This is a genomic window from Janthinobacterium svalbardense (assembly GCF_002327145.1).
GTDB classification, from domain to species: Bacteria; Pseudomonadota; Gammaproteobacteria; order Burkholderiales; family Burkholderiaceae_D; genus Janthinobacterium; species Janthinobacterium tructae.
In genome coordinates this window covers 4,136,801-4,161,024 of record NZ_CP023422.1, presented here as the reverse complement: position 1 = coordinate 4,161,024, position 24,224 = coordinate 4,136,801, and the positions used below count along the sequence as shown (strand labels likewise).

The 24,224-nt window shown below is 61.2% G+C and carries 18 protein-coding genes; 13 read left to right on the top strand and 5 right to left on the bottom strand.

What is annotated here, in order from left to right; all coding sequences use genetic code 11:
• Nucleotides 1-11: 11 nt before the first annotated feature.
• Nucleotides 12-1,982, bottom strand: coding sequence for a methyl-accepting chemotaxis protein (locus CNX70_RS18350; protein WP_167389681.1), 1,971 nt, complete (start codon nucleotides 1,980-1,982; stop codon nucleotides 12-14).
• A gap of 518 nt (nucleotides 1,983-2,500) precedes the next feature.
• Between CNX70_RS18350 and CNX70_RS18345 the strand changes: the two genes are divergently transcribed.
• The gene (locus CNX70_RS18345; RefSeq protein ID WP_096235934.1) at nucleotides 2,501-4,771 is read left to right on the top strand and encodes a carboxy terminal-processing peptidase; all 2,271 of its coding nucleotides are present in this window, start codon (nucleotides 2,501-2,503) and stop codon (nucleotides 4,769-4,771) included.
• Between the two features lie 130 nt (nucleotides 4,772-4,901).
• Nucleotides 4,902-6,599, top strand: a complete 1,698-nt coding sequence (locus tag CNX70_RS18340; RefSeq protein WP_096235932.1) for a glycosyltransferase family 39 protein — start codon at nucleotides 4,902-4,904, stop codon at nucleotides 6,597-6,599.
• Nucleotides 6,600-6,757: 158 nt separating this feature from the next.
• Here the strand turns inward: CNX70_RS18340 and CNX70_RS18335 are convergent, their stop codons facing one another.
• Nucleotides 6,758-7,684, bottom strand: a complete 927-nt coding sequence (locus CNX70_RS18335) for a LysR family transcriptional regulator (RefSeq protein ID WP_096235930.1) — start codon at nucleotides 7,682-7,684, stop codon at nucleotides 6,758-6,760.
• Nucleotides 7,685-7,798: 114 nt separating this feature from the next.
• Between CNX70_RS18335 and CNX70_RS18330 the strand changes: the two genes are divergently transcribed.
• Entirely contained in the window at nucleotides 7,799-9,019 is a 1,221-nt protein-coding gene (locus CNX70_RS18330) for an MFS transporter (protein ID WP_096235928.1), read from the top strand.
• Between the two features lie 164 nt (nucleotides 9,020-9,183).
• On the opposite strand, the gene CNX70_RS18325 is transcribed toward CNX70_RS18330, so the two are convergent.
• Complete coding sequence (locus tag CNX70_RS18325; RefSeq protein WP_244198852.1) at nucleotides 9,184-9,867, bottom strand: pentapeptide repeat-containing protein; 684 nt, start codon at nucleotides 9,865-9,867, stop codon at nucleotides 9,184-9,186.
• A 309-nt stretch (nucleotides 9,868-10,176) separates the two neighbouring features.
• On the opposite strand from CNX70_RS18325, the gene alaC reads away from it, so the two are divergent.
• From alaC to ltrA, 3 genes are all read left to right on the top strand, one after another.
• Nucleotides 10,177-11,394 (top strand): alanine transaminase, encoded by a 1,218-nt coding sequence (alaC, locus tag CNX70_RS18320; protein ID WP_096235924.1) that lies wholly within the window; start codon nucleotides 10,177-10,179, stop codon nucleotides 11,392-11,394.
• 262 nt (nucleotides 11,395-11,656) lie between these two features.
• Entirely contained in the window at nucleotides 11,657-12,559 is a 903-nt protein-coding gene (locus CNX70_RS18315) for an HNH endonuclease (protein ID WP_096235922.1), read from the top strand.
• Between the two features lie 574 nt (nucleotides 12,560-13,133).
• Nucleotides 13,134-14,501, top strand: a complete 1,368-nt coding sequence (ltrA, locus tag CNX70_RS18305; RefSeq protein ID WP_096235920.1) for a group II intron reverse transcriptase/maturase — start codon at nucleotides 13,134-13,136, stop codon at nucleotides 14,499-14,501.
• A gap of 109 nt (nucleotides 14,502-14,610) precedes the next feature.
• On the opposite strand, the gene CNX70_RS28290 is transcribed toward ltrA, so the two are convergent.
• Complete coding sequence (locus CNX70_RS28290; RefSeq protein ID WP_157751116.1) at nucleotides 14,611-14,799, bottom strand: hypothetical protein; 189 nt, start codon at nucleotides 14,797-14,799, stop codon at nucleotides 14,611-14,613.
• Between the two features lie 137 nt (nucleotides 14,800-14,936).
• Between CNX70_RS28290 and CNX70_RS18300 the strand changes: the two genes are divergently transcribed.
• Complete coding sequence (locus tag CNX70_RS18300) at nucleotides 14,937-16,058, top strand: transketolase-like TK C-terminal-containing protein (RefSeq protein ID WP_096235918.1); 1,122 nt, start codon at nucleotides 14,937-14,939, stop codon at nucleotides 16,056-16,058.
• Here CNX70_RS18300 and CNX70_RS18295 read toward each other — a convergent pair.
• Nucleotides 16,043-16,522 (bottom strand): MarR family winged helix-turn-helix transcriptional regulator, encoded by a 480-nt coding sequence (locus CNX70_RS18295; RefSeq protein ID WP_096235916.1) that lies wholly within the window; start codon nucleotides 16,520-16,522, stop codon nucleotides 16,043-16,045. The two genes, CNX70_RS18300 and CNX70_RS18295, sit on opposite strands and share 16 nt — an antisense overlap.
• 134 nt (nucleotides 16,523-16,656) lie before the next feature.
• Here CNX70_RS18295 and aceE point away from each other — a divergent pair, with 134 nt between their 5' ends.
• From aceE to CNX70_RS18270, 6 genes are all read left to right on the top strand, one after another.
• Nucleotides 16,657-19,323 carry a pyruvate dehydrogenase (acetyl-transferring), homodimeric type gene (gene aceE, locus CNX70_RS18290; protein WP_096235914.1) on the top strand — a complete coding sequence of 889 codons (2,667 nt, stop codon included), beginning with the start codon at nucleotides 16,657-16,659 and terminating at the stop codon, nucleotides 19,321-19,323.
• Between the two features lie 18 nt (nucleotides 19,324-19,341).
• Entirely contained in the window at nucleotides 19,342-19,968 is a 627-nt protein-coding gene (gstA, locus tag CNX70_RS18285) for a glutathione transferase GstA (protein WP_096235912.1), read from the top strand.
• Nucleotides 19,969-20,209: 241 nt separating this feature from the next.
• Nucleotides 20,210-21,799, top strand: a complete 1,590-nt coding sequence (locus CNX70_RS18280; RefSeq protein ID WP_071076735.1) for an aspartate:alanine exchanger family transporter — start codon at nucleotides 20,210-20,212, stop codon at nucleotides 21,797-21,799.
• Between the two features lie 212 nt (nucleotides 21,800-22,011).
• The gene (locus CNX70_RS28285) at nucleotides 22,012-22,227 is read left to right on the top strand and encodes a hypothetical protein (RefSeq protein ID WP_157751114.1); all 216 of its coding nucleotides are present in this window, start codon (nucleotides 22,012-22,014) and stop codon (nucleotides 22,225-22,227) included.
• A 174-nt stretch (nucleotides 22,228-22,401) separates the two neighbouring features.
• Nucleotides 22,402-22,791, top strand: coding sequence for a hypothetical protein (locus CNX70_RS18275; RefSeq protein WP_096235910.1), 390 nt, complete (start codon nucleotides 22,402-22,404; stop codon nucleotides 22,789-22,791).
• Between the two features lie 239 nt (nucleotides 22,792-23,030).
• A complete protein-coding gene (locus CNX70_RS18270; RefSeq protein ID WP_096235908.1) occupies nucleotides 23,031-24,221 on the top strand; it encodes an acyl-CoA dehydrogenase family protein in 1,191 nt (396 codons plus the stop codon).
• The last annotated feature ends 3 nt before the right edge of the window (nucleotides 24,222-24,224 follow it).

The following is a 24,224-nucleotide window of genomic DNA, read 5'->3' as shown; positions in this document are numbered from 1 at the left end:
TCAGGTTTGAACTACAGCTTGAACACGCCCACCACCTGGTTCAGCTCCTGCGCCTGCTCCTGCAAGGCGTCTGCCGCTGCGGCCGCTTCCTCCACCAGGGCTGCGTTCTGCTGGGTCACCTGGTCCATCTGGGCGATGGCCTGATTGACTTGCTCGATGCCGCTGCGCTGCTCGTCGCTCGCCTGCGCGATCTCGGCCATGATGGTGCTCAGTTGCTGCACGCTGGCCACCACCGTGTCCATGGTGGCGCTGGCTTCGCTCACTTGCGCGTGGCCCAGGTCCACCGTGCTGGCGGACGCCTGGATCAAATCCTTGATGTCTTTCGCGGCGGCCGTCGAGCGCTGCGCCAGGGTGCGCACCTCGGTGGCGACGACGGCAAAGCCGCGTCCCTGCTCGCCGGCCCGCGCCGCTTCCACGGCCGCGTTCAAGGCCAGGATATTCGTCTGGAAGGCGATGCCGTCGATGACGCCGATGATGTCGGCGATCTTGTTTGAGGAGCTGCGGATGGCGTCCATGGTGCTGGCCACTTGCGCCACGGCCGCGCCGCCTTCGGCTGCCAGGGTCGACGAATCGCGCGCCAGCCGGCTTGCCTGCTGCGCGTGATCGACGTTCTGGCGCACGGTGGAACTGAGTTCTTCCATCGAGGCGGCCGTTTCTTCCAGCGAACTGGCTTGCTGTTCCGTGCGGCTAGACAAATCCAGGTTGCCGCTGGCGATTTCACCGGACGCGGTGGCGATCTGCCCGGCGCTGCCGCGCACATTGCCGACCACTTGCGACAGCTTGTCGCTGATGCGGTTCATGGCGCGCAGCAGGCGGCCGATTTCGTCCAGGCTGGTCGTATCGAGGTGCACCGTCAGGTCGCCGGCGGCGATTTGCGCGGCGGCCGTTTCGGCGGCGGCCAGCGGGCGCGACACGAGCGTGCGCACCAGCCAGTACAGCAACAGGGCGAAGACGAGCAGGGCGATGAAGCCGGAAATGGCCAGCTGGTTGCGCAGCTGGCGCGCTTCCAGGGTGATCTCGTCCGTGAACGTGCCGCCCGCGATGATCCATTGCCAATCCTTGAATTGACGGTAATACAGCTGCTTTTCGCGCGCGCTGGCACTCGTTTCGCCCGGCGCCGTCCACGTATAACGCATGGCGCCGTCTTTTTGCGCCAGCATTTCCTGGATGAACAGGCGCCCGTCGCTGGCCTTGAACTCGAGCGCGCTCTTGCCTTCGCTGTTCGGGTGCAGCACCAGGTGGCCGTAATTGGCGCCGGGGGCCGTGTCGACGATATAGATGTAGCCCGTCTGGCCGATCTTGACCTGGCGAATCTTCTCTTTCAGCATGGCCAGATTCTTGCTGATATCGAGGCCGATGAACAGCACGCCCACCACCTTGCCGCCCGCATCGCGCACGGGGTCGTACTGGGTGATGTATTGCTTGCCAAACAAGGTGGCCATGCCAACGAAGCGCTGGCCTGCGCACAGCGGCGCATAGCTGGGGTGATTGTGGTCGAGCTGGGTACCGATGGCCCGTTCGCCATCCTGCTTTTTCAGCGAGGTGCTGATGCGCACGAATTCATCGCCGTTGGCGGCAAAGATGGTGGCGATCACGCCCGTCTGCGCCGTGTAGCGGTCGACCACGGCCGTGTCGAGGTTGAGCACCTTGCCGCCGTTGGCCAGGGCGGGCGTGGCTTTGCCGGCCACGGCCACCATGGCGCCCGTGTCGACCGTGAATGGGCCGGGAAATTCGGCCGCGAACAGGCGCGCGAAGCTGGCCGCCTCGTTCACCATGGCGGTATGAAACACTTGCGTAGTCGTCATGACGCTATTGAGTTCGCTGGTGACGGCCGCTTCAGCGCGCTGTTCCAGGACATTTGAGGTGCGGATACCGATCAAGGTCGTCAGGCTGGCGAGGATCAGGCTGACGAGCGCAAACGTGAAGACGGTAATCTTGCCCCCGACACTCCAGTGGCGGGGGGAGAACGATTTTGTAGGCATAGTTTGAGTCTGGCAAAGGGTAATCAGCTCGGCCATTCCTGGTCATGACATGACACGCGGGGAGGGGATCTGGTGGGAATGCGCTTGAAGCGGAGGCGTGCCCGTTCGGGAGCTGCGCGCAGGCAAGCAAAATTTCAGGGCGCGATGATAGCATGTTGCTTGCCTTTTGTTACTAAGTGTTTCCCGCAGGAATCAATTTTTCGCGTAAAAACATCGTCTGCATCAAGGATCGCGAAAGCGGCCTATTGACTTTTTTGATTTTAATGGAGCATGTTGATATTCGCCGCTGGCGGGGGATGCGATTTTTGTCACGAATGTTTCACTTTGTAATGAATGAGACGCGGCCTTTAATCCGCGTTTAAGCTTCCAGGAAGAAACTGATCTTCCATGGGAGACTGCCTGGCCGTATCCTGTAGAATAATATGCAGACCAGTCGTGTATTCCCCTTACTGTCTTGCTGGCTGGCGCATGCATAGCTGCGCCGCCTGGAATTGATTCAACTAAACTCGGAGAAGCCGATGAAGAAGCAAATGATGCTGGTCACCCTGGTGCTTGCCCTGTCAGCCCACGCTGGCGCAGCCCAGACGGACAAGAGCGCCGCTCCTCCGCTCACCATGAAGCCGCTGGCCCAGCAAACGCAGGCCGCCTTGTGGGCATCGCGCGTCTTGACGCGCGTCCATTACAAGGCCATGCCGCTCGATGACGCCATGTCGGAGAAAATCTTCGACCGCTATTTCAAATCCCTGGACGCGGAAAAACTGTTTTTCGTGCAGGCCGACATCGACCGTTTCGCCCCGCTGCGCACCAGGCTCGATGACGCCATCATCAATGAAGATCTGACGGCGCCGTTTGCCATCTACAACCTGTACCAGCAGCGTTTCGATGAGCGTATGGCGTATGCGCGTGAATTACTCAAAACCAAGTTCGATTTTACGGCCGACGAGAGCTACCAGATCGACCGCGAAAAGGCTGCCTGGCCGAAGAACGACGAAGAAGTGCGCGACTTGTGGCGCAAGCGTGTCAAGAACGACTGGCTGCGCCTGAAACTGGCGGGCAAGGAAGACAAGGCCATCCGCGAAACGCTGGACAAGCGCTATGAAAGCTACACGACCCGTTCGCGCAAGCTCAACAGCGAAGACGTGTTCCAGATCTTCATGAACGCTTACGCCATGTCGATCGAGCCGCATACCAATTACCTGGGCCCGCGCGCTTCGGACAACTTCGACATCGCCATGCGTTTGTCGCTCGAAGGCATCGGTGCCGTGCTGCAGACGCGCGATGAATACACGGTGGTGCGCGAAGTCGTGCCGGGCAGCCCGGCCGGCTTGTCGGGCAAGCTGAAAGTGGGCGACCGCATCGTCGGCGTGGGGCAGGGCGAAAGCGGCCCCATCACCGAAGTGCTGGGCATGCGCATCGACGACGTGGTGCAGCTGATCCGCGGCGCCAAGGATTCCGTGGTGCGCCTCGACATCCTGCCGGCCGACGCCGGCCCGGACGCCAAGCACCTGGTCTTGCCGCTGGTGCGCAAGAAAATCAGCATGGAAGAGCAGGCGGCGAAGAAATCGGTCATTGAAGTGCGGGAAAACGGCGTCAAGCGCCGCATCGGCGTCATTGCGCTGCCGACCTTCTACCAGGACTTCGAAGCGCGCCGCCGTGGCGACAAAGACTTTAAAAGCGCCACGCGCGACGTCAGCCGTTTGCTGGCCGAGTTGAAGAAGGATAAGGTCGACAACGTCCTGATCGACTTGCGCAACAACGGCGGCGGTTCGCTGAACGAAGCCGTCGAACTGACGGGCCTGTTCATCGACAAGGGCCCGGTCGTGATGCAGCGCAATGCCGAAGGCAAGGTCGACGTGGAAAGCGATACGAATGCGGGCCTGGCCTGGGACGGCCCGATGGGCGTGCTGATCAACCGAGGCTCCGCTTCCGCTTCCGAAATTTTCGCCGCCGCCGTGCAGGACTACGGCCGTGGCGTCATCATCGGCGAAGGCAGCTTCGGCAAGGGTACCGTACAAACCTTGTTCAACCTCGACCGTTTCGGCGGCAGCGAGAAAGCCCGCTTCGGCGAGTTGAAAATGACCATCGCGCAATTTTTCCGCATCAATGGCGGCACCACGCAGTTGCGCGGCGTCACCCCCGACATCAAGCTGCCAGCCATGTCGGACACGGAAAACTTTGGCGAATCGAGCTATGACAATGCCTTGCCATGGGTGGCCATCAAGCCGGCGCCCTACATACCGACGGGCGACCTGAAGGATATCGTGCCGCTGCTGGACAAGAAACATGAAGCGCGCGTGGCCAAGGACAAGGATTTCCAGTACTTGCTCGATGACATAGCTCTGGTCGTCAAGCAGCGCAAGGAAAACCAGATTTCGCTCAATGAAACCGTGCGCCGCAAGGAGCGCGATGCCCAGGAAGCGCGCGCCAAGGCGCGTGAAAAACGCCTGATCGCGCAAATTTCGAATCCTGCCGAAGATCTGGTGGTGATTCCGGATCCGAAAGACGTGCTGAAGGGTACGAAAGCGGCAAGCAAGACGGCCAAGCAGATCGCCGCCGTGAAGGGCGCCTTGCGCACCGACGACGGCTTGCAGGGCGACGAGCGGGCCCTCAGCGCGGAACTCGATGCCGAAACGGCCGCGAAAAGCGCCAAGGACGTGCTGCTGAACGAAGCGGCGCGCATCCTGGCCGACGAAGTGGCGCTGATCAAGGCCGATACCCGCATGGCATCGAAGGTTTTGCCGTATGGTGCAGACGGCAAGGTCAGTCCGGTGGCGGCGACAGCGAAATAGCGCTGGTTTGACGGTGCCGAATGGGGCCGCTCCGTATGGGGCGGCCCTTTTTTTTGACGTCCCGCCCCATTGGGGCAGCGCCTGTCTCCCTTGACTGGCGCTTCTTGCCCTGCGCTACACGGGCAAGACGATGAATGCGTGTCAATTTTCCAATTTGGCATTCAGGAAAAATTCATCTTACCTTCATCGATACTCCATTTTTGCTCACTATGATTTGCCGGTCGCCGAGCTTGCGCCGGGACGCTCGGCCGCCGAGCGTATTGCCATGGAAGATACGATTGATTTTCGTGTCGTGAGAGAGATATTTAAAAATGCAGAGTCTATGAGATTAGCAATGATGCAGGTGCAGCAGCCACAGGCTGATATCAGCCCCGCCACCGTCAGGAAATACTTCGTCATCGCCGTGCTGGCGCACCTTTTCTGCTGGACCGTGCTGCCGTTATTTTTGCAAAGCAACGCGGCGCTGGACATGCTGGAGGGCTTGGCGTGGGGCAAGGAGTGGCAGCTGGGATACGAGAAAGATCCACCCTTGTTTCCTTGGGTAATACAGGTCCTCACCCAATGGTCCGGCAAGGGACTGTGGATCAGCTATCTGGCGGGGCAGTTGTGCGTTGCCACGGTCTTCTTTGCTGTCTGGCAGCTTGGGCAGCGCGTCGCTTCGGTACTGGAAGCGCTCATCGGCGCCTTGCTGCTCGAAGGCGTGTATTACCTGAGCCTGCCCACGCTGGAATTGAACGACATCGTCCTGCAAATGCCATTTTCCGCCTTGTTCGGCTGGCTGCTGCACAAGGCGATACGCGCGGACAGGCTGGCCGACTGGATACTGGCCGGCGTCGTGGCCAGCCTGGGCCTGTGGTCGCGCTATTCCATGGGCGCTTACATCGTGCCAATCGCCATCTTCGCCGTGATCCATCCTTTTTCCCGCAGCCGTTTGCGTTCAAAGGGCCCGTGGTTCCTCATTCTGGTCTGCACGCTGCTGTTTTTGCCGCATCTGTACTGGATTGTTGAAACCGATTTTATATCGCTGAAATATGTGGGCCACAGGGCGCCGCAAGTCCACGATACCGTGAGCTTCCTCACGCAATACATGGCCTTTATCGGCGCGCAAGTGCTGGCCTTGCTGCCCTTGCTGCTGGTGTCGCTACTGCTGTGGCGCTGGCGGGCGACAAAGCACTGGCTGCGCGTGCGCTGGGAGGATTTTGATTTTTCGTATATCGCCACGCTGGCGCTGGGACCGGCCGTATTCTCGCTCGTGCTCTCGTTTTCCGCACAGCGGCCCCTGCGGGCAATGTGGGGCGCGCCGCTCTGGCTTTTCCTGGGCCTGTTCATCGTCCTGCTGCTCAGGCCCGTGATCACGCGGCAACGCCTGCACTGCCTGCGCCGCGCCTGGCTGCTACTGCTGCTGTTTCCGATGGTGTATTTTGTGGCGGAAAAGAAATTTGGCACGGCCATCACGGGCAACGAGCAGGCCGTCAACTTTCCGGGAAACAGTCTTGGACAGGCCATCAATACGCGCTGGAGGACGATGACTGGACGGCCCTTGAAATATGTCGTGGGCAATACCTGGACTGCCGGCAACGTGGCGTTCTATGCCCGTGACCGGCCCTCCGTGATTTTTTCCCATGGAGATCAGCGCCTCAGTCCCTGGGCCGAGGCCGGTGACGTCCGGCAAGCCGGCGCCGTCATCGTGTGGAATGTGAAGCTGGAAGGGGCGGCGCTGCCTGCCTATCTGGCCAGCCGCTTCCCTGGCGCCGTGCTGCAACCGTCGGTGACGGTCACGGGCAAGCTGCCGCATCAGTTTGGCATCGCCTATGTCATGCCGCAGTGATGAGTGGGGTGGGGGCAGCCGTTATCACCAGTTCATATGATCCTCATCATCAATGACAATTGGCGTTGCTGCCGGCGCTGCGGCATGATGCGTCTGTCTCCTCTATTCTCCTCCAAGAAAATAGATTCAGCCCGCTCTCGTAGCGGGCTTTTTTTGCCTCAGATTTTGTGTGTGGGCAACTGCACGTCGTGCTGGGCGGCCAGCAGTGCCGTGAGCCAGCCGGCAAACGCTTGCAGCTTGGGCGTGGCCAGCCGCCCTTGCGGCGTCAGCAGCGACATGGGCATGGGCGTCGGCGGGTGGTCGGCCAGTACGGCGACCAGCGCGCCGCTGTCGAGGTGCTCGCGTACCTGGTACACGGCCGCCTGCGCCAGTCCCAGCCCCTGCAAGGCGCAGGCGACGCTGGCGTCGGCATCGTTGACGGCGATGGGACCGGCCATCTGCACGCGCACGACCTCCTTGCCTTGTTGAAAATCCCAGTCGAAAGCGCGTCCCGTGCGGCCCGAGTAATGCATGACGCCGCTGTGCGTGGACAGGTCTGCCAGGGTGTGCGGCGTGCCGTGCTGCGCCAGGTAGGCCGGCGAGGCGCACGTGACAAAGCGCATCAGGCCGACCTGCTTGCCGATGAAGGCGGAATCTTGCAAGGTGCCCACGCGCAAGGCGCAATCGATGCCTTCCTGCGTCAGGTCGACCAGGCGGTCCGTCAGGCTCAGCTGCAATTGCACGTCCGGCCAGGCGGCGTGGAAATGCGCGATATGCGGCACGACCAGCGTGCGGCCTACCGTATTGGGCAAGTTGATGCGCAACAAGCCGCGCGGTTTTTTCGCGTCGGGGCCGCGAAACGCCAGTTCCGCCGTGTCGACAGCCTTCAGGATATCGATGCAGTGGCGAAAGTACTCGGCCCCTTCCGGCGTCAGGGACAGGCGGCGTGTGGTTCGCTGCAGCAATTGCGTGCCCAGGTAGGCTTCCAGTTTTTGCAGGGTGGCCGTCAGCGCGGCGCGCGGCAAATTCAATGTCTCGGCCGCCTTGGAAAAGCTGTTGGCTTCGACGATGCGCACGAAGGTCTGCATGGCCTTGATCTTGTCCATAGGATAGCTTCCGTTGTTCATCTTATGTGAAAAGTGTAGGTGGATTATGCGCTAATTATCTTTGCCCCGGTTTTGCCTAGAATGGCAACATCTCTACCGAACCGAGGAAACAACATGAACAAGGCCTCATCTTCATCTATTACTCCCCACGACATTGCGCCCGCCATGGTGCTGCTGCTGGCCGTCGCTTCCGGCCTGATCGTGGCCAATCTGTATTACGCGCAAACCCTCGTCGGGCCCATCAGCGCCTCGACGGGCCTGTCGGCCAAGGCGGCCGGACTGATCGTTACCCTGACGCAAGTGGGCTATACCCTAGGGCTGCTGTTTGTCGTGCCCCTCGGTGATTTGCTGGAAAACCGCCGCCTGATCATCACGGCCTTGCTGGTGACGGCTACCGCCCTGGTGGTCGCGGCCATGAGCACGGGCGCCATCGTGTTCCTGGCCGCTGCGCTGGCCATCGGCTTGGGTTCCGTGGCGGCGCAAGTGATCGTGCCGTTTGCCGCCCACCTGTCGCAGGAAGCGACGCGGGGCCAGACGGTGGGCAAGGTGGTCAGCGGTTTGTTGCTGGGCATCATGCTGGCCCGTCCCGTGGCGTCATTGGTGGCCGCGCACGCCAGCTGGCACGTGGTGTTTGGCGGCGCCGCCGTGCTGATGCTGCTGCTGGCGCTGGTGTTGCGCCGCGCCTTGCCCGTACGCCAGCCTGTCTCGAACATGAAGTATCCGGCCCTGATGGCCTCGCTGTGGCACTTGCTGCTGGGCACACCCGTGCTGCGCCGCCGCGCCGCCTATCACGCGGGACTGTTTGGCGCCTTCAGCCTGTTCTGGACCGTCACGCCGCTGGTGCTGGCCAGCCCCGCGTTCGGCCTGTCGCAAACGGGCATCGCCATCTTTGCCCTGGTGGGCATGGCGGGCGCCATTGCCTCGCCCATCGCCGGCCGCCTGGCCGATGCGGGCCATACCTTGCCGGCCACGGCTGCCGCGCTGGCGCTGGGCATCGTCGCGTTTGCCTTGCCGATGTTCGCGCCAACATCGAAGCACCTGGCGCTGGGCTTGCTGGTGGTGGCTTCTATCGTGCTCGACATGGGCGTGGCGGCGAATCTGGTGCTGGGCCAGCGCGCCATCTTCAGTCTGGGTGCGGAAGTGCGGGGCCGCCTGAACGGTCTGTATTTTGCGCTGTTCTTTGCCGGCGGCGCGGCCGGCTCGGCCATCGGTGCCTGGGTGTATGCCAGCTACGGCTGGCCGGCGACCTTGCTGACCGGCATGGCATTTCCGGGCCTGGCCCTGCTGGTGTGGCTGGCAGAATTTTTACCGCTGGCCACGCGCCGCCCGGCTTGAAACCCTGATGCCGTCTCATTATCACTGCCAGGAATTTCTATCATCATGAATATAAAGTGGCGTGATATGCCGCGATGCCGCAAGATGCTCTTGTCTCCTCTATCTCCTCCAAGGAAATAGATTCAGCCCGCTCCCGCAGCGGGCTTTTTTTTTGTCTTTTCAGATTAAATCACCACCAGATCGAGCGCGCGCATGAAGTTGGCTGCCTGCGCATGCGTGATGACGGCGCCTTTCAGCAGCGCCGCTTCGCTCAGTTTGAAACCGTCGATATCGGCGCCGCGCAAGTCCGCGCCCTGGAACTTTGCCAGTTTGATGGTGGCGTTGCGCAAGCTGCCCCCTTCGAAGACGGCGTCGCGGAAGTCGCAGCCGGCCAGGTAGGCATCGGAAAAATCCAGCTGTTTCAAGATGGCCTTGCGGAACGAGAAGCCGCGCAAATCGGCGCCCACCAGCAGGCTGTCTTCGAAGGTGAGGCCCAGGTGGGCTACTTCCTCGAAAGACGCCCCCGTCAGCTTGCAGCCCCGGTAGGTGACCGAGGCCAGCTTGGCGCGCCGCCATTTTGTGTTGTTCAGGTCGCAGCCTTCGAACGTGGCGTCGACGGCGTCGACGGATTCGAAATCGGCGCTGCCGGCGCGGCAGCGGCGCCAGGTGCTGCGCGCCAGCTTGCTGGCAAACAAGTTCGTTTCGGCAAAGGTGCAGCGTTCAAACGTGCAGCCCTGCAAATCGAGGCGCGACAAGTCTTCGCCGTCGAAGGCGCACTCGATGAAGTGGTGCACTGATTGCGCCAGTTGCTGCTCGATGCCGGCGCGGTCCAGGGTCATGCTGCTTGCTGCGGTGTCGTGTGTTGCCATCCGTCTCATTCCTAAAGTAAAAAAGCAGGGGAGGGATGGCGCGGCGGGAAATGCACGAACCAGAACACCTCCCCGGCTGGTGGTACAGCCAAGGGTCAGCGCCGTGGGTCCGCGTGGGCGGGAGCATGCCGGACTGTGCCGGGCACTTACCGGGTTACCAACCGGTGCGCTCATTTTCGATCAGCCTGCATTGTAACGGCTCTGCAGCACCCTTGCCAGTGCCGGATAAACTGCGTTAGTATCGTTGCAGGCGCACTCATTGTGCCAACGTCGCTCGGACGGATCCGGGCGCTTACGTATAGAGATATCATGACCGACAGCCAAGCTCCGCGCAGCTTTTCGCGCATCAATCGCCTTCCCCCCTACGTTTTCAATATCACCGCCGAGCTCAAGATGGCCGCGCGCCGCCGTGGCGAGGACATCATCGACATGTCGATGGGCAATCCCGATGGCGCCACCCCGGCCCACATCGTGGACAAGCTGATCGAAACGGTGAAACGCCCCGACACGCACGGCTATTCCGCGTCAAAAGGTATTCCGCGGTTGCGCCGCGCCATTGCCCATTGGTACAAGAAGCGCTACGAGGTCGATATCGACCCGGACAGCGAAGCCATCGTCACCATCGGCTCGAAAGAGGGCCTGGCGCATTTGATGCTGGCGACGCTCGATCGTGGCGATACGGTGCTGGTACCCAATCCCAGCTACCCGATTCACATCTGGGGCGCCGTGATCGCGGGCGCCGATATCCGTTCCGTGCGCATGGGGCCGGGCGTGGATTTCTTTGCCGAACTGGAACGGGCCATCCGCGAAAGCTACCCGAAACCGAAGATGATGGTGCTGGGTTTTCCGTCCAACCCCACGGCGCAATGCGTGGAACTGGAGTTTTTCGAGCGCGTCGTCGCGCTGGCGAAGCAGCACAATATTCTGGTGGTGCATGACCTGGCGTATGCCGACATCACTTTCGATGGCTGGAAGGCGCCGTCCATCATGCAGGTGCCCGGCGCGCGCGATGTGGCCGTGGAGTTCTTTACCATGTCGAAAAGCTACAACATGGCGGGCTGGCGCATCGGTTTCATGGTCGGCAACGCGGAACTGGTGTCGGCCCTGGCGCGCATCAAGAGCTATCACGACTACGGCAGTTTTACGCCCGTGCAAGTGGCGGCCATTGCCGCGCTGGAAGGTGATCAAAGCTGCGTGACGGAAATCTGCGCGCAATACCAGCGCCGCCGCGACGTGCTGGTGAAAGGTTTGCATGAAGCGGGCTGGATGGTGGAAAAGCCGAAGGCTTCGATGTACATCTGGGCGCATATCCCCGAGGCTTATCGCCACCTGGGTTCGCTGGAGTTTGCCAAACTGCTGCTGCAAAAAGCCAAGGTGAGCGTCTCGCCCGGCATCGGCTTCGGCGAATACGGCGATGAATACGTGCGCTTCGCCCTGATCGAAAACGAGGCCCGCGTGCGGCAGGCGTTGCGGGGCATCAAGAATATGTTGCGCTCCGGCGACGCAAAAACGGAAGCGACAGCATAAAAATTGCCGCATGGAATTAATTGTTGCCCCTAATATCACTGCCGCGTATTTCTGACATCACGAATATAAAGTGGTTTTATATGCTGCGACGCGGCATCATGCATCTGTCTCCTCTATCTTCCTCCAAGGAAATAGATTCAGCCCGCTCCTGCAGCGGGCTTTTTTTGCCTGGAAATTCATATTTGTTGTCTGAAGAGTATTCTGTGGACGTTGGTGGCAATGCATGTTTCAATGCGCGGCTATCCTCCTATGAAAGTCCGACATGGCACATGAAAATCTGAGCAAAGGACAGCAAAAAGTTCCTGAGGCGGACACGTTTTTCATCAATAGCGATGCAACGTCCAATAATGAGTTCAGTTTTCATAACGAATGGTTAGTCAGGGGCGTTGCGGTGACCAGTGGCGGCCCCGAGTTCCTGGAAAAGATCAAGCGGCCCAAGCGCGGTGACACCCTGCTGTTATGGGTAAACAAGATAGGCATCGTTGCTGCTGGCACAGTGCTCGATGACGCGCCAGTCATCGTGTATCGCGGCGGAGGAGTGGTCAGTCCGAATGAACCAGAAGAGTATCACCGCATGGTGCGCTGGTATGCTGATCTGCGCAGTACGCCTGTTTCCTCGGCCGAAGTCGTCGTTTTTCACGGCACCAATCCCCGACAAGCTTTCGGGGCCTTGAACAAAGGGAAGGAAGCCATCCTCGCATTGATCGCCAGCAGGGTGGAGCAAAATGATATCCATGATTTGCTTTCGAGGGGGAAGGGGCGATCAACGGAGATAGAAATACTGTGCCAGGCCCGGCGGGGCCAAGGCAGGTATCGGGACGAATTGCTCGCATTGTGGGATAGAAAATGTGCGGTGACGGGGTGCGATCTTGAGCCGGTTCTGCGTGCTTCGCATGCGCTGTCCTGGCAAGGGGCCACTGATCAGCAGCGCCTTGATCCGCATAATGGCTTGCCGCTGATCGCGACCCTGGATGCCTTGTTCGATCGGGGCCTGATCAGCTTTGCTGATGATGGTGCCATGTTCTGCTCCCCCTCGCTGCTGGGGCGGCATCGTGAACTCATCGGTTTACCTGCTCCGTTGCGTATCGTTTTGAGGGAAGAACAGAAATATTATCTGCGCATGCATCGGCAACGCTTTGCCTTTTGTTCGCCGCCCCAGGATTGAATAGTGGCCGCAACTGCCGTTGATGTCGCTGCCTGTTTCGCAACTTGTACGAGATATGGATAATTCATATCTCCGCTATCACAACATGTAATTGGATTGATATGCTGCAATGCGGCATCATGCATCTGTCTCCTCTATCTTCCTCCAAGAAAATAGATTCAGCCCGCTCCCGCAGCGGGCTTTTTTTTGTGCGTCCAGCATGGACGCACTCTTGCGGGTGCAAGTCCCGTCGTGAGTTGGCCACAGCGAACGAAGTGAAGCGCAACTGCGGAAGGGTGACCGACCGTGGAGAGGAAGCGTGGAGCGAATCTGCGAGCCGATGTACAAGAATCGGATAGAAGGCGGTGCCGGTCAGGGCGAGCGGGCGAGAAACCGCGAAGCTCTTGTGGTCAAGGCCCGGCGTCGTAAATCCGGCGGTTGTGCAGAGAAGGAGTGCGTTCTTACCTGGAGAGATCTCGCCTCATGCCTGAAAGGGCGACGGCGGAAGCCGGAGCGAGAAGTCAGCAGAGGCCATAGTAGCCTGGTTTTTTTTTTTTTTAGGTGAAGGGCCGAACGAGAAGGAGCGTCAAACACCATGTCGATGGGAAAGGCATTGCATCAGATGTCCGCGTCAGCGGAGCGGTGTGCGGCAGGCGATGGTGAAGCCATCGTTGGAGCACGCAGCGATGAAGCTCGTCCCACGCGGCATGGCACCGTGGGCGCAGGACCAAACCTGCTTGCGCAGGTGTTGGCGAGAGAGAACATGCAACGCGCGTGGAAACGCGTGAAGGCGAATAAAGGTGCAGCAGGCGTGGACGGTCTGGACATCGCCGCGACCGGCCGCTATCTGGTAACCGCATTGCCGACCATCCGCGATCAAGTGATGGCAGGCACGTACCGGCCCAGTCCGGTGCGTCGCGTCGGCATTCCCAAGCCCGATGGCAGCGAACGTGAACTGGGGATACCCACCGTGGTCGACCGGCTGATTCAACAGGCCGTCCTGCAAGTGTTGCAACCGCTGCTCGATCCTACTTTTAGTGAACACAGCCACGGCTTCCGTCCGGGGCGTCGCGCACGCGACGCCGTGCTCGCCGCACAGCAGTACGTGCAGCAAGGCTACCGGGTGGTGGTCGATGTCGATCTGGAGAAGTTCTTCGATCGCGTCAATCACGATGTGCTGATCGAGCGACTGATGAAACGCATTGGGGACGCCGGCATGATCCGGCTGATCCGGTCATTTCTGAACGCCGGCATCATGCACAACGGCGTGCTGGCCGAGCGCGAACGGGGTACGCCGCAAGGCGGGCCGCTGTCACCGCTGTTGGCCAATGTGTTGCTCGACGAGGTGGATCGGGAGCTTGAACGCCGGGGGCATCGCTTTGCCCGTTATGCTGATGACTGCAATATTTATGTACGCAGCCGGAAAGCGGGCGAACGGGTGATGGCCCTGCTCAAGCGTTTATACGACAAGCTGCGCCTGACGATCAATGTATCGAAAAGCGCGGTGGCCAGTGCGTTCGGCCGCAAGTTTCTGGGGTACGAGCTATGGCAAGGCCCAAGAGACGAGATCAAACGTGCGGTATCGTATAAGGCGCAGGCAACGTTCAAGCAGCGTATCCGGGAACTGACCCGGCGCACCTGTGGGCGCAGCATGACCGAGCTGATCGAACCGCTGCGGCGCTACATGCTCGGCTGGAAAGCCTACTTTGGATTGGCGCAAACACCGGGAGTCTGGCGCAGGCTGGATGAATGGATACGTCACCGATTGCGGGCGATTCAGCTCAAGCATTGGAAACGTGGCAAGACGATGTATCGTGAATTGCTGGCCTTGGGGGCTTCGGCAAAGGTGGCGCGACTGGTGGCGGCGAACAGCCGCCGCTGGTGGCACAACAGTCGTCTGGCGCTGAACAACGTGCTGACGATTGCCTACTTTGATGGTCTTGGCGTGCCTCGCCTCTCATAACCTCAACTACTCGAACCGCCCGGTGCGGACCCGCATGCCGGGTGGTGTGGCAGGGGACCGGTCAATTACTGGCCGCCCCTATGCCGATGCTCGCGTCATGCGTCGTTCGCTACAGCACGTTCGCCGCCACGGCGGAACTGTAGTTGCGCGCCAGCGCTGCGATGATGGCGGCCAGCGCCTGCGGGTTGTCCGTGCTGCCAAAATGCGCGGCATACAGGCGCTTGGCCGCCTCGACTTGCGCATCCGTCAGCTTCACGGCATAGGCCATGCGCACGGTTTCAGAATTATTCAGTGTCATTGTTCACCTTGAAGGCAGGAATTTCGGTTGGCTCGTGTGTCCCTTGCTCGCGCAAAGGATTGCAATTACAATCATTGTAGTTGCAATCGTATAGGCAATGTCTGCCATGCGCAAGCGATACCGAGACAGGAGCCGCCATGCATATGCCCCCTTCATTTTCCCAGCCGCCACTGCCAGGCGGCGAAACGGGCCACGCCTTTCAAGCCTGCCTGGCCGCGCTGGTGCCAACGTCAGGCTTGCCACTACCACCTGCTTCGCCGCGCCGCGCGCTGGGCGCCTTGGCCGGCAGCCTGAAGCAGGGCGGTGCGCTGGTGGCGCGGATGCGCAGCGTGGGTACGCAGGCGCCGCCATGCCTGGACGGGGACGCGTGGGAGGTGGGAGCGTCCGCGGGCGCCTGGGCTGTGCGCTATCGCCCGGCCGCGACGCAAGCGGAAAAGCCGCTGCTCTACCTGTGCAGCCCCGCCTCGCTGCAGGCCTTGCGCGGGTTGCTGGTCGAGTCGGGTGAGCGCGGCATCGTCTGCAATGATGCGGAAACGCACGCCTCGCGCTGGCCGAAAGGCGTGCAGCCCGCACTGCCCGCCTGGCTGGCCGCGCAGCACAATTGCACCCCGTTCGATCCGGCGACGGGCGAGGAAGTGCGCGCCATCCTGCGCTCGGCGCTGGAAACGCTGTACGTGGAGCAGCAGTCAGGCTATTACTATCTGGCCATACATGACGAAGATGCGGACGAAGGTGCGGATGAAGATGCGACGGCGCCCTTGTCGGCCGCCGATGCGGCAGCGGCCAGTCTTGGCATGTACCGAGTGTCGCCGCCGAGTCCGGCGCCATGCCGGGTGCGCCTGTGCGGAGCAGGCAGGATGCTGGCCGTCGTTGCCGATGCCGCCCGCTTGCTGAAGGAGGACTGGGATATCGCCACGCAAGTGTGGAGTTGCCCCAGCTACACGCGCCTGGCGCGCGATGCACAGGCGGCGGAGCAGTGGAACCTGCGTCACCCGCGCGCCGCTCCAAGACTGGCCCATGTGCGGCGCTGCCTCGACGACAGTGCCGCACCCGTCATCGCCGTCACCGGCTACGGGCAGCACATCGCGGGGCAGATCGGCGGCCATGTGCGCGGGCGCTTCATCGCCGTCGGCGCGGATGCCATGATGGAGGTCAGCGCGCCATGGCTGGCCGTCACCGCCTTGAAGGCCCTGGCCGACGATGGTGCGCTGCCCCTGCAGTTCGTCGAATACGCGCTGCGGCGTTACGCCTTGCTCTGAGCGGCGCCGCGTGCCGCCTCGGCGGCGCGGGCCAGGGCGGCGCTGAAGTCCTGCTGCTCGCCGCCGGTAAATTGCGCCAGGAACAGGTCGGCTACCGTGGCCTGGTACACGGTCCACATCTTCTTGCGCAAGACCTTGCCATCTTCCGTGATGGACACGAAGGCGGCGCGCCCGTCTTCCTGCGAGCGCGTGCGCGTCACCAGCCGGTCCGTTTCCAGCTTGTCTACCAGGCGCGTCAGGTTGTAGCGTTCGATGGCCAGCGCGTCGGCCAGTTCGTGCATGCGGCGCGAACCGTCCGGGCCGCTTTCGAGTCCCCACAGCACGTCATACCACGCATACACGGGCAGGTCGGCCGCCGCCAGGCGGCGCTCGATCTCGCGGATCATCAAACGGTGCGTGCGCACGAACGAAAACCACAGGTCGGGCGCGGTTGCAGACTTGCTTGCAGACTCAGTTGCGGACATCGGTATTCCTCCAAAACGATCACAGTTGCAAATGCAATTATAGCGCTATACAATGGCCGGCATAACGATTGCAAATGCAATGATTGCAGTAGCAATCGATCATGACGATGAATGCCCACCCCCAGGAGACTGCCATGACCTCATCCCTTGCTGTACCCGATATCGATCCGCAGGAAACCAAAGAATGGCTGGAGGCGATGCAGGCCGTCGTCGCCGTGGAAGGGCGTCCGCGCGCCCACTACCTGCTCGACCAGCTGGTCGATATTGATGCCGCGCAGCACGGCGGCATGCACGGCCGCGTCACCACTGCCTACACCAACAGCATCGCCACGGCGCGCCAGCCCGCATACCCTGGCGACCTGGCCATCGAGCGCCGCCTGAATGCCTACATCCGCTGGAACGCCATGGTGATGGTGTTGCGCGCGGCCAAGCATTCGAACGTGGGCGGCCACATCGCGACTTACCAGTCGGCGGCCGTGCTGTACGACGTGGGCTTCAACCATTTCTTCCGCGGTCATACGGACCAGTTTGCCGGCGACCTGGTCTACATCCAGGGCCATTCCGCGCCGGGCATCTACGGCCGCGCCTATCTGGAAGGCCGCATCACGCAAGCGCAGCTGGACAATTACCGCCGCGAAGCGGGGCGCGAGGGCCTGTCCTCGTATCCGCATCCCCGTTTGATGCCCGATTTCTGGCAATTCCCCACGGTATCGATGGGACTGGGGCCGCTGACGGCCGCCTACCAGGCCCGTTTCATGCGCTACCTGGAGTACCGCGACTTGAAGCCGCACCAGGGCCGCAAGGTGTGGGCTTTCCTCGGCGACGGCGAGATGGACCAGCCGGAATCGCTGGCCGCCATTTCCCTGGGCGGCCGCGAGCGCCTGGATAACCTGATCTTCGTCGTCAACTGCAACTTGCAGCGCCTGGACGGTCCCGTGCGCGGGAACAGCAAAGTCATCCAGGAACTGGAAGGCACCTTCCGCGCGGCGGGCTGGCATGTCATCAAGGTTATCTGGGGCAGCGGTTGGGATGACTTATTGGCGCGCGACACGAGCGGTTTGTTGCGCCAGCGCATGATGGAATGCGTGGACGGCGATTACCAGACCTTCAAATCGCAGAATGGCGCGTATGTGCGCGAGCATTTCTTTGGCAAGTATCCGGAACTGTTGGCGCTGGTGGCGCACATGTCCGACGACGACATCTGGCAACTGACGCGCGGCGGCCACGACCCGGAGAAAGTCCACGCGGCTTACGCGGAAGCCATGCGCACGCCGGGGCGCCCGACCGTGATCCTGGCGAAAACCGTCAAGGGTTTCGGCATGGGCGAGGCGGGCGAAGGGCAGAACATCAACCATCAACTGAAAAAGATGAGCGCCGACGCCGTGCGCGCGTTCCGCGACCGCTTCGCGCTGCCCGTCAGCGATGCCCAGCTGGAAGAGATGCCGTATCTGAAACCGGCGCCGGACAGCGAGGAAGCGCGCTACTTCGCCGCGCGCCGGGCGCAGCTGGGCGGCTACATTCCCGCCCGCATCAGCAAGGTGGCGCCGCTGCCCATACCGCCGCTGTCCACATTCGCCACCCAGCTCAAGGATAGCGGCGAGCGGGGCGCGTCCACCACCATGGCCTTCGTGCGCATTTTGGGCGCCCTGCTGAAAGACCCCGCCTTGAGCAAGATCATCGTGCCCATCGTGCCGGACGAGTCGCGCACCTTCGGCATGGAGGGCCTGTTCCGCCAGATCGGCATCCATTCCTACCTGGGCCAGCTGTACACGCCGCAGGATGCGGGCCAGCTCAGCTATTACAAGGAAGCCAAGGATGGGCAGATCTTGCAGGAGGGCATCAACGAATCGGGTGCGATTTCCTCGTGGATCGCGGCCGGCACATCCTACAGCAACCATGGTCTGGCGACCATTCCGTTCTACATCTTTTATTCGATGTTCGGCTTGCAGCGCGTGGGCGACCTGGCCTGGGCAGCGGCCGATGCCCGCACACGGGGATTCCTGCTGGGCGCTACCTCGGGCCGCACGACGCTGATGGGCGAAGGCCTCCAGCACGACGATGGTCACAGCCACGTGCTGTCATCCGTGATTCCCAACTGCATTTCCTACGATCCCACCTATGCCTACGAGTTGGCGGTGATCATCCAGGATGGCATGCGCCGCATGTTTGCCGAGCAGGAAGACATTTTTTATTACATCACCTTGCTCAACGAAAACTATCCCCATCCGGCCATGCCGGCAGGAGCCGAGGCGGGCATCTTGCAGGGCTTGTATTTGCTGCAGGAAAGCCCGGAAGCCGCTGTGCCACGCGTGCAGCTGATGGGCAGCGGCTCCATCCTGCGCGAAGTGCAGGCAGCCAGCGCGCTGCTGCAGCAGGATTTCGGCGTGGCGGCTGATGTGTGGAGCGCCACCAGCCTGACGCAAGTGCGGCGCGACGGCCTGGCGGTGGAGCGCTGGAACATGTTGCACCCTGGCAGCGAACCGCGCGTGCCGTATATCCAGCAATGCCTGGCCGGCCGGCAAGGCCCCGTGGTGATCGCCACCGACTACATGAAGATCGTGGCTGACCAGGTGCGCCCCTTCGTGACGGACCGGCGCTTTGTTGCCCTGGGCACGGATGGCTTCGGCCGTTCCGATACGCGCGAATCCCTGCGTACCTTCTTCGAGGTGGACCGCCATTTCATCGTGCTGGCCGCGCTGACGGCACTGGCCGACGGAGGACAACTGCCGCGCAGCAAGGTTAGCGAGGCCATCGCCCGATACGGCATCGACGTGGAAAAACTTGATCCCACATCCGTCTAACTTTTCGAGGAGTGCAGCATGAAACTGTATTACGCAACGGGAACGTGCTCCCTGTCGCCGCACATCGTGGCCATCGAGGCGGGCATCGCGCTGGAGCTGGAAAGAGTCGATATCCGCAAGATTCCACGCGTCACGGAAACGGGCGCCGATTACGCGCAGGTGAACCCGAACCTGTATGTGCCCGCACTGGCGCTGGACGATGGCACTATCTTGCTGGAAGGCACGGCCATCGTGCAGTACCTGGCCGACCTGGCGCCGGACAGCGGCCTGGCGCCGCCGCCGGGCTCATTGGCGCGCGTGCGGCTGCAAGCGTGGCTGGGGTTTATCGCCACCGAGCTGCACAAGGCCTTTAGTCCCTGGCTGTTCCACCCGGAATACGGCACCCAGGCGCAGGACGTGGCCCGCTCGCGCATCGCCGCCCGGCTCGACCATGTGGAGCGGCACTTGGCCAGCGGCGGGCCATACCTGCTGGGTGACACTTTTACCGTGGCCGATGCCTATCTGTACACCATCCTCAGCTGGTCGGATGTTGCCAGAGTCGACCTGGACGCTTTCCCGCAGGTGAGGGCGTTGCTGGCAAGCATAGGCGCCAGACCGGCCGTGCGCGAAGCCATTCACAGGGAAGCATCGCGGCAACGGGCGTGAGATATTGATAAAGCATATTTCTATCATCACAACATACAATTAGACTTATATGCTGCAACGCGGCATCATTGCACCTGTCTCCTCTACTTCCTCACAGGAATTAGATTCAGCCCGCTCCCGTAGCGGGCTTTTTTTTGTGCGTTTTTGACCGCATCAACGTGCGCACGCTTGCTTGTCATCATGGTCATCGTGTTGCTTTTGTGCATGCTAAACTGGGCTTTCTCCAGATCAAGGTTGTTTGATGCTTCAATTATTTCGCCACACGCTGGAGTCCACACCGATCCTCGCCCTGTTTCTCGTCATCGGCGCCGGTTATGCGCTGGGGCGCATCAGCGTGTTCGGCTTTTCGCTGGGCGTGGGTGGCGTGCTGTTCGCGGGGCTGGCGCTGGGCGCCTTTGCTCCCGGGGCCGTACCGCCGCCGATGGTCGGCTCCATCGGCTTGCTGTTGTTTCTGTATGGCATAGGCGTGCAGTATGGCGTGCAATTTTTCGCCGGCTTGCGCGGCGCGGGGCAGAAACACAATCTGATCGCCTTTGCCGCCGTCATGGGCGGCCTGGCCGTGTCCGTCTGGGGCGGGCAGTGGATCGATATCTCGCTGCGCATGGCCAGCGGCGTGTTTGCCGGTGCCATGACCAGCACAGCGGCCTTGCAGGCGGCGCTGGAAGCGTCGCACGGCAATGGCGATGCGGCCGTCGGCTATGCCGTCGCGTATCCGTTCGGCGTGGTCGGCCCCATGCTAGGCCTGTACCTGGCCGGGCGCATACTGAAACCCGTGCTGACGCCGCCGCCCGCGCCCATCGTCGTGTCGGAAATTACCATCGACGAAGCGAAATTGGCGGGCGCGGCCCTGTCCGAACTGGCCGATGGCCCGCTGGCGGGCGTGCAAGTGATCGGCGTGCGCCAGGGCCACCAGAACCGCTTGCCCGATCCGGGCCTGGTGCTCGGTGTGGGCGACGCGCTGATGGTGTCGGGCACGGTGGCGGGCGTGGAAGCGGCGCGCACGGCGCTGGGCCACCTGGATCCGGGCCGCTTGATGAAGGACCGCAGCGCGTTCGACGGCACGGAAGTGTTCGTGTCGGACGCGGAAATCGTCGGCGTGCCCCTGGGTGAGCTGAACCTGGCAAAAGACTTCCCCCTGCAGATCGCGTTCATCCGCCGTGGCGACGCCATGATCTTGCCGCACCCGTTCCTGACGCTGGAATTCGGCGACAGGGTGATGGCCATTGCGCCAGCGAAACACGCGGCCGACGTGCGCAAGCTGTTCGGCAATTCCATCACGGCCACGGCCGAGTTCAGCTATGTCTCGCTGGGCATGGGCATGGTGCTGGGTGTGCTGCTGGGCCTGGTGCCGATCCCGTTGCCGTGGATAGGCTCGTTCAGCCTGGGTTTGGCGGGCGGACCGCTGGTGATGGCGCTGATCCTGGGGCGCCTGGGCCGTGTCGGCAAGATCAGCTGGCGCTTGCCGCTGTCAGCCAACCTGGTCATGCGCAACTATGGCTTGACGATTTTCCTCGCCTCCGTCGGCATGGCCTCCGGTTTGCCGTTCGTGCAGCAGGTGGGTGCCGATGGCTTGCCCATGCTGGTGCTCGGTGCCGTGACAGTGCTGGTGGTGGTGGCATTGGTGGTGATTCTGGGCAAGATCTTCCTGCGCCTGCCGTTTCCTGAACTGCTCGGCATCGCGGCCGGCGCCACCGGCAACCCGGCCGTGCTGGTATTCGCCAACCGCCTGGCCAAGTCGGACCGCCCGAACCTGGGCTACGCCATGATTTTCCCCAGCATGACCATCGTCAAGATCGTCGCCGTGCAGGTGCTGCTGCATTTGTATGGGTGATTCTGGCCTGGATTTCTATCTGAACTTCAGCTTACCCGCGTCTTTCAATGCAATAGGCCAACAGCAGATATTCGCATCGAAGTGACAATGTGTGAATTTTTCTTATTGGTAATTCGTTAAGCTCTGGGGCTGCATCCTGCCGGAGCCGCTCAAACTGATGACCGCGCTGGTGGATCTACTGTGGTGGTGCTACTGAAGCAGGAAGGAAATTGATGAGCAATAATTTATGGCTGGGTACTGTTATTTTGGTATCTTTCATTTCCGGATGTAGCGAATCTCCGCCCGAGAAGAGTCCGGAAGAAATTGAAAAAATTGCCTTGGATTGTGGTGCTACAAAGCCACAAATTGAGGCATGGTTTGCAACGCATAAAACCGGTTGGGCGGAGCACGTCGCCGAGGGCGTAAAGTGCATTCAAGATCATCCGTAGGCTGCGAGAGAATATTCCCGCAATACCCATGTTTGCCATGATTTTTTCGGCCATCGATCGACAATAAGGCCAGTTAACCGCCAGTAAATACCGACACGCGTGGGCGAGGCTCCTGAGAACTTCGACTATCGGCCAAAAGCGGGCTGTAATGAACACCTATTTGAAGGAATAAACTTGCCACCGACGCGTTTCTTCATCTTCATTGTGGTTTCATTGCTCGTATTCATCGGCATCCTGCGCTGGACCTTGCGCGCCAGACCGGTTATGCCTACCGCTGGCCTCACTTGCGGCATTGCTTTCGTCGTCGTAGTTGTCGGCATGTGTTTTGCCAAGTTCGGTGCGACCACCGGGTTGCCATGGCCGGTCTACTATGGCGTCCCGGCCGCCGCAACACTTGTGCTTCCTCCGCTGGCGTTCCGCATGCATCGCAGCGAGTTCGCTTGGTATGTGTTGCTGGCCTTTGCTTCGTCGCCGGCAATCCACGCAGTCTTCTCATTCTTCGTGGGTTGGCATGAGTACATGCCGTTTTGGCCTATTCCTTCACTCTGGGATATGCATTCCTGACTGTGTCGCGAAGCTATGGCGGCTGTGTCTGCCATTACAGTCAGGCATGCGCTCACTGGTCGCCGTCTGCGGCGGCTGGCCAATTCCAGTCAAATTTTCCTCTTCGCGCCAGCCCATGTAAAACCGCTGGCGCCATTCCCAATCTGTTGTACAATCCTTGAGAACGGTCGTGCTTTTTTGTGCGCTGAGCTTCCTTGCGTGCACTCATCACGGCAACCGATAAGAACAAGGAGACAGACATGGACCTGCATTACACGGCCGAGGAGACGGCTTTCCGCGACACGGTGCGCGCCTTCCTCGACACCCATCTGCCGGCGGACTTGCAGCGCAAGGTGCGCCAGCATTTGCGTCTGGCCAAGGATGATTACGTGCGCTGGCACAAGATTGTCGCGCAGCAAGGTTGGGCCGCGCCGGCCTGGCCCGTCGAACATGGCGGCACGGGCTGGACGTCCGTGCAGCGCCACATCTGGGAAGATGAGTGCGCGCGTGCCGCCACGCCGCCCATCCTGCCCTTCGGCGTCAACATGGTGGCGCCCGTCATCATGGCTTTCGCTAACGCGGAGCAAAAAGCATATTATTTACCGCGCATTTTGAACTGCGACGACTGGTGGTGCCAGGGATATTCCGAGCCCGGTGCCGGGTCCGACCTGGCTTCCCTGAAAACCACGGCCGAGCGCGACGGCGAGCATTACATCGTGAATGGCCAGAAAACCTGGACCACGCTGGGCCAGCACGCCGACATGATTTTTTGCCTGGTGCGCACGGATAGCACGGTGCGCAAGCAGGAAGGCATCAGTTTCTTGCTAATCGACATGAAAACGCCGGGCATCACCGTGCGCCCCATCATCATGCTAGATGAAGAACATGAAGTGAACGAAGTCTTTTTTGACAACGTGCGCGTGCCTGTCAGCAACTTGGTCGGCCAGGAAAACAAGGGCTGGACTTACGCCAAGTATCTGCTGGGCCACGAGCGCACGGGCATCGCCGCCGTGGGACGCTCGAAGCGCGAGCTGACTTTCCTCAAGCAGCTGGCCATGCAGCAAAGCAAGCGCGGTGCGCCGCTGTTGCACGATCCCGCCTTTGCCGCCAAGGTCGCTACCCTGGAAATCGAATTGATGGCGCTGGAAATGACGGTCTTGCGCGTCATCAGCGACGAAGGCAAGGGGCCGGGACCGCAGGCCTCGATGCTGAAGGTGCGCGGCTCGGAGCTGCAGCAGCAACTGACGGAACTGATGGTGGAAGCCATCGGCCCGCAAGCCTTGCCCTTCGACCCGGCATTTCTTGACGGCAGCGAGCCGCACAGCAGTGGCGGCGACGACCTGGCCGCGCCGCTGGCCGCGTATTACTTCAACTACCGCAAGACATCGATCTATGGCGGCTCGAATGAAATCCAGAAAAACATCATCACGCAGATGATCCTGGGCCTGTAAGCC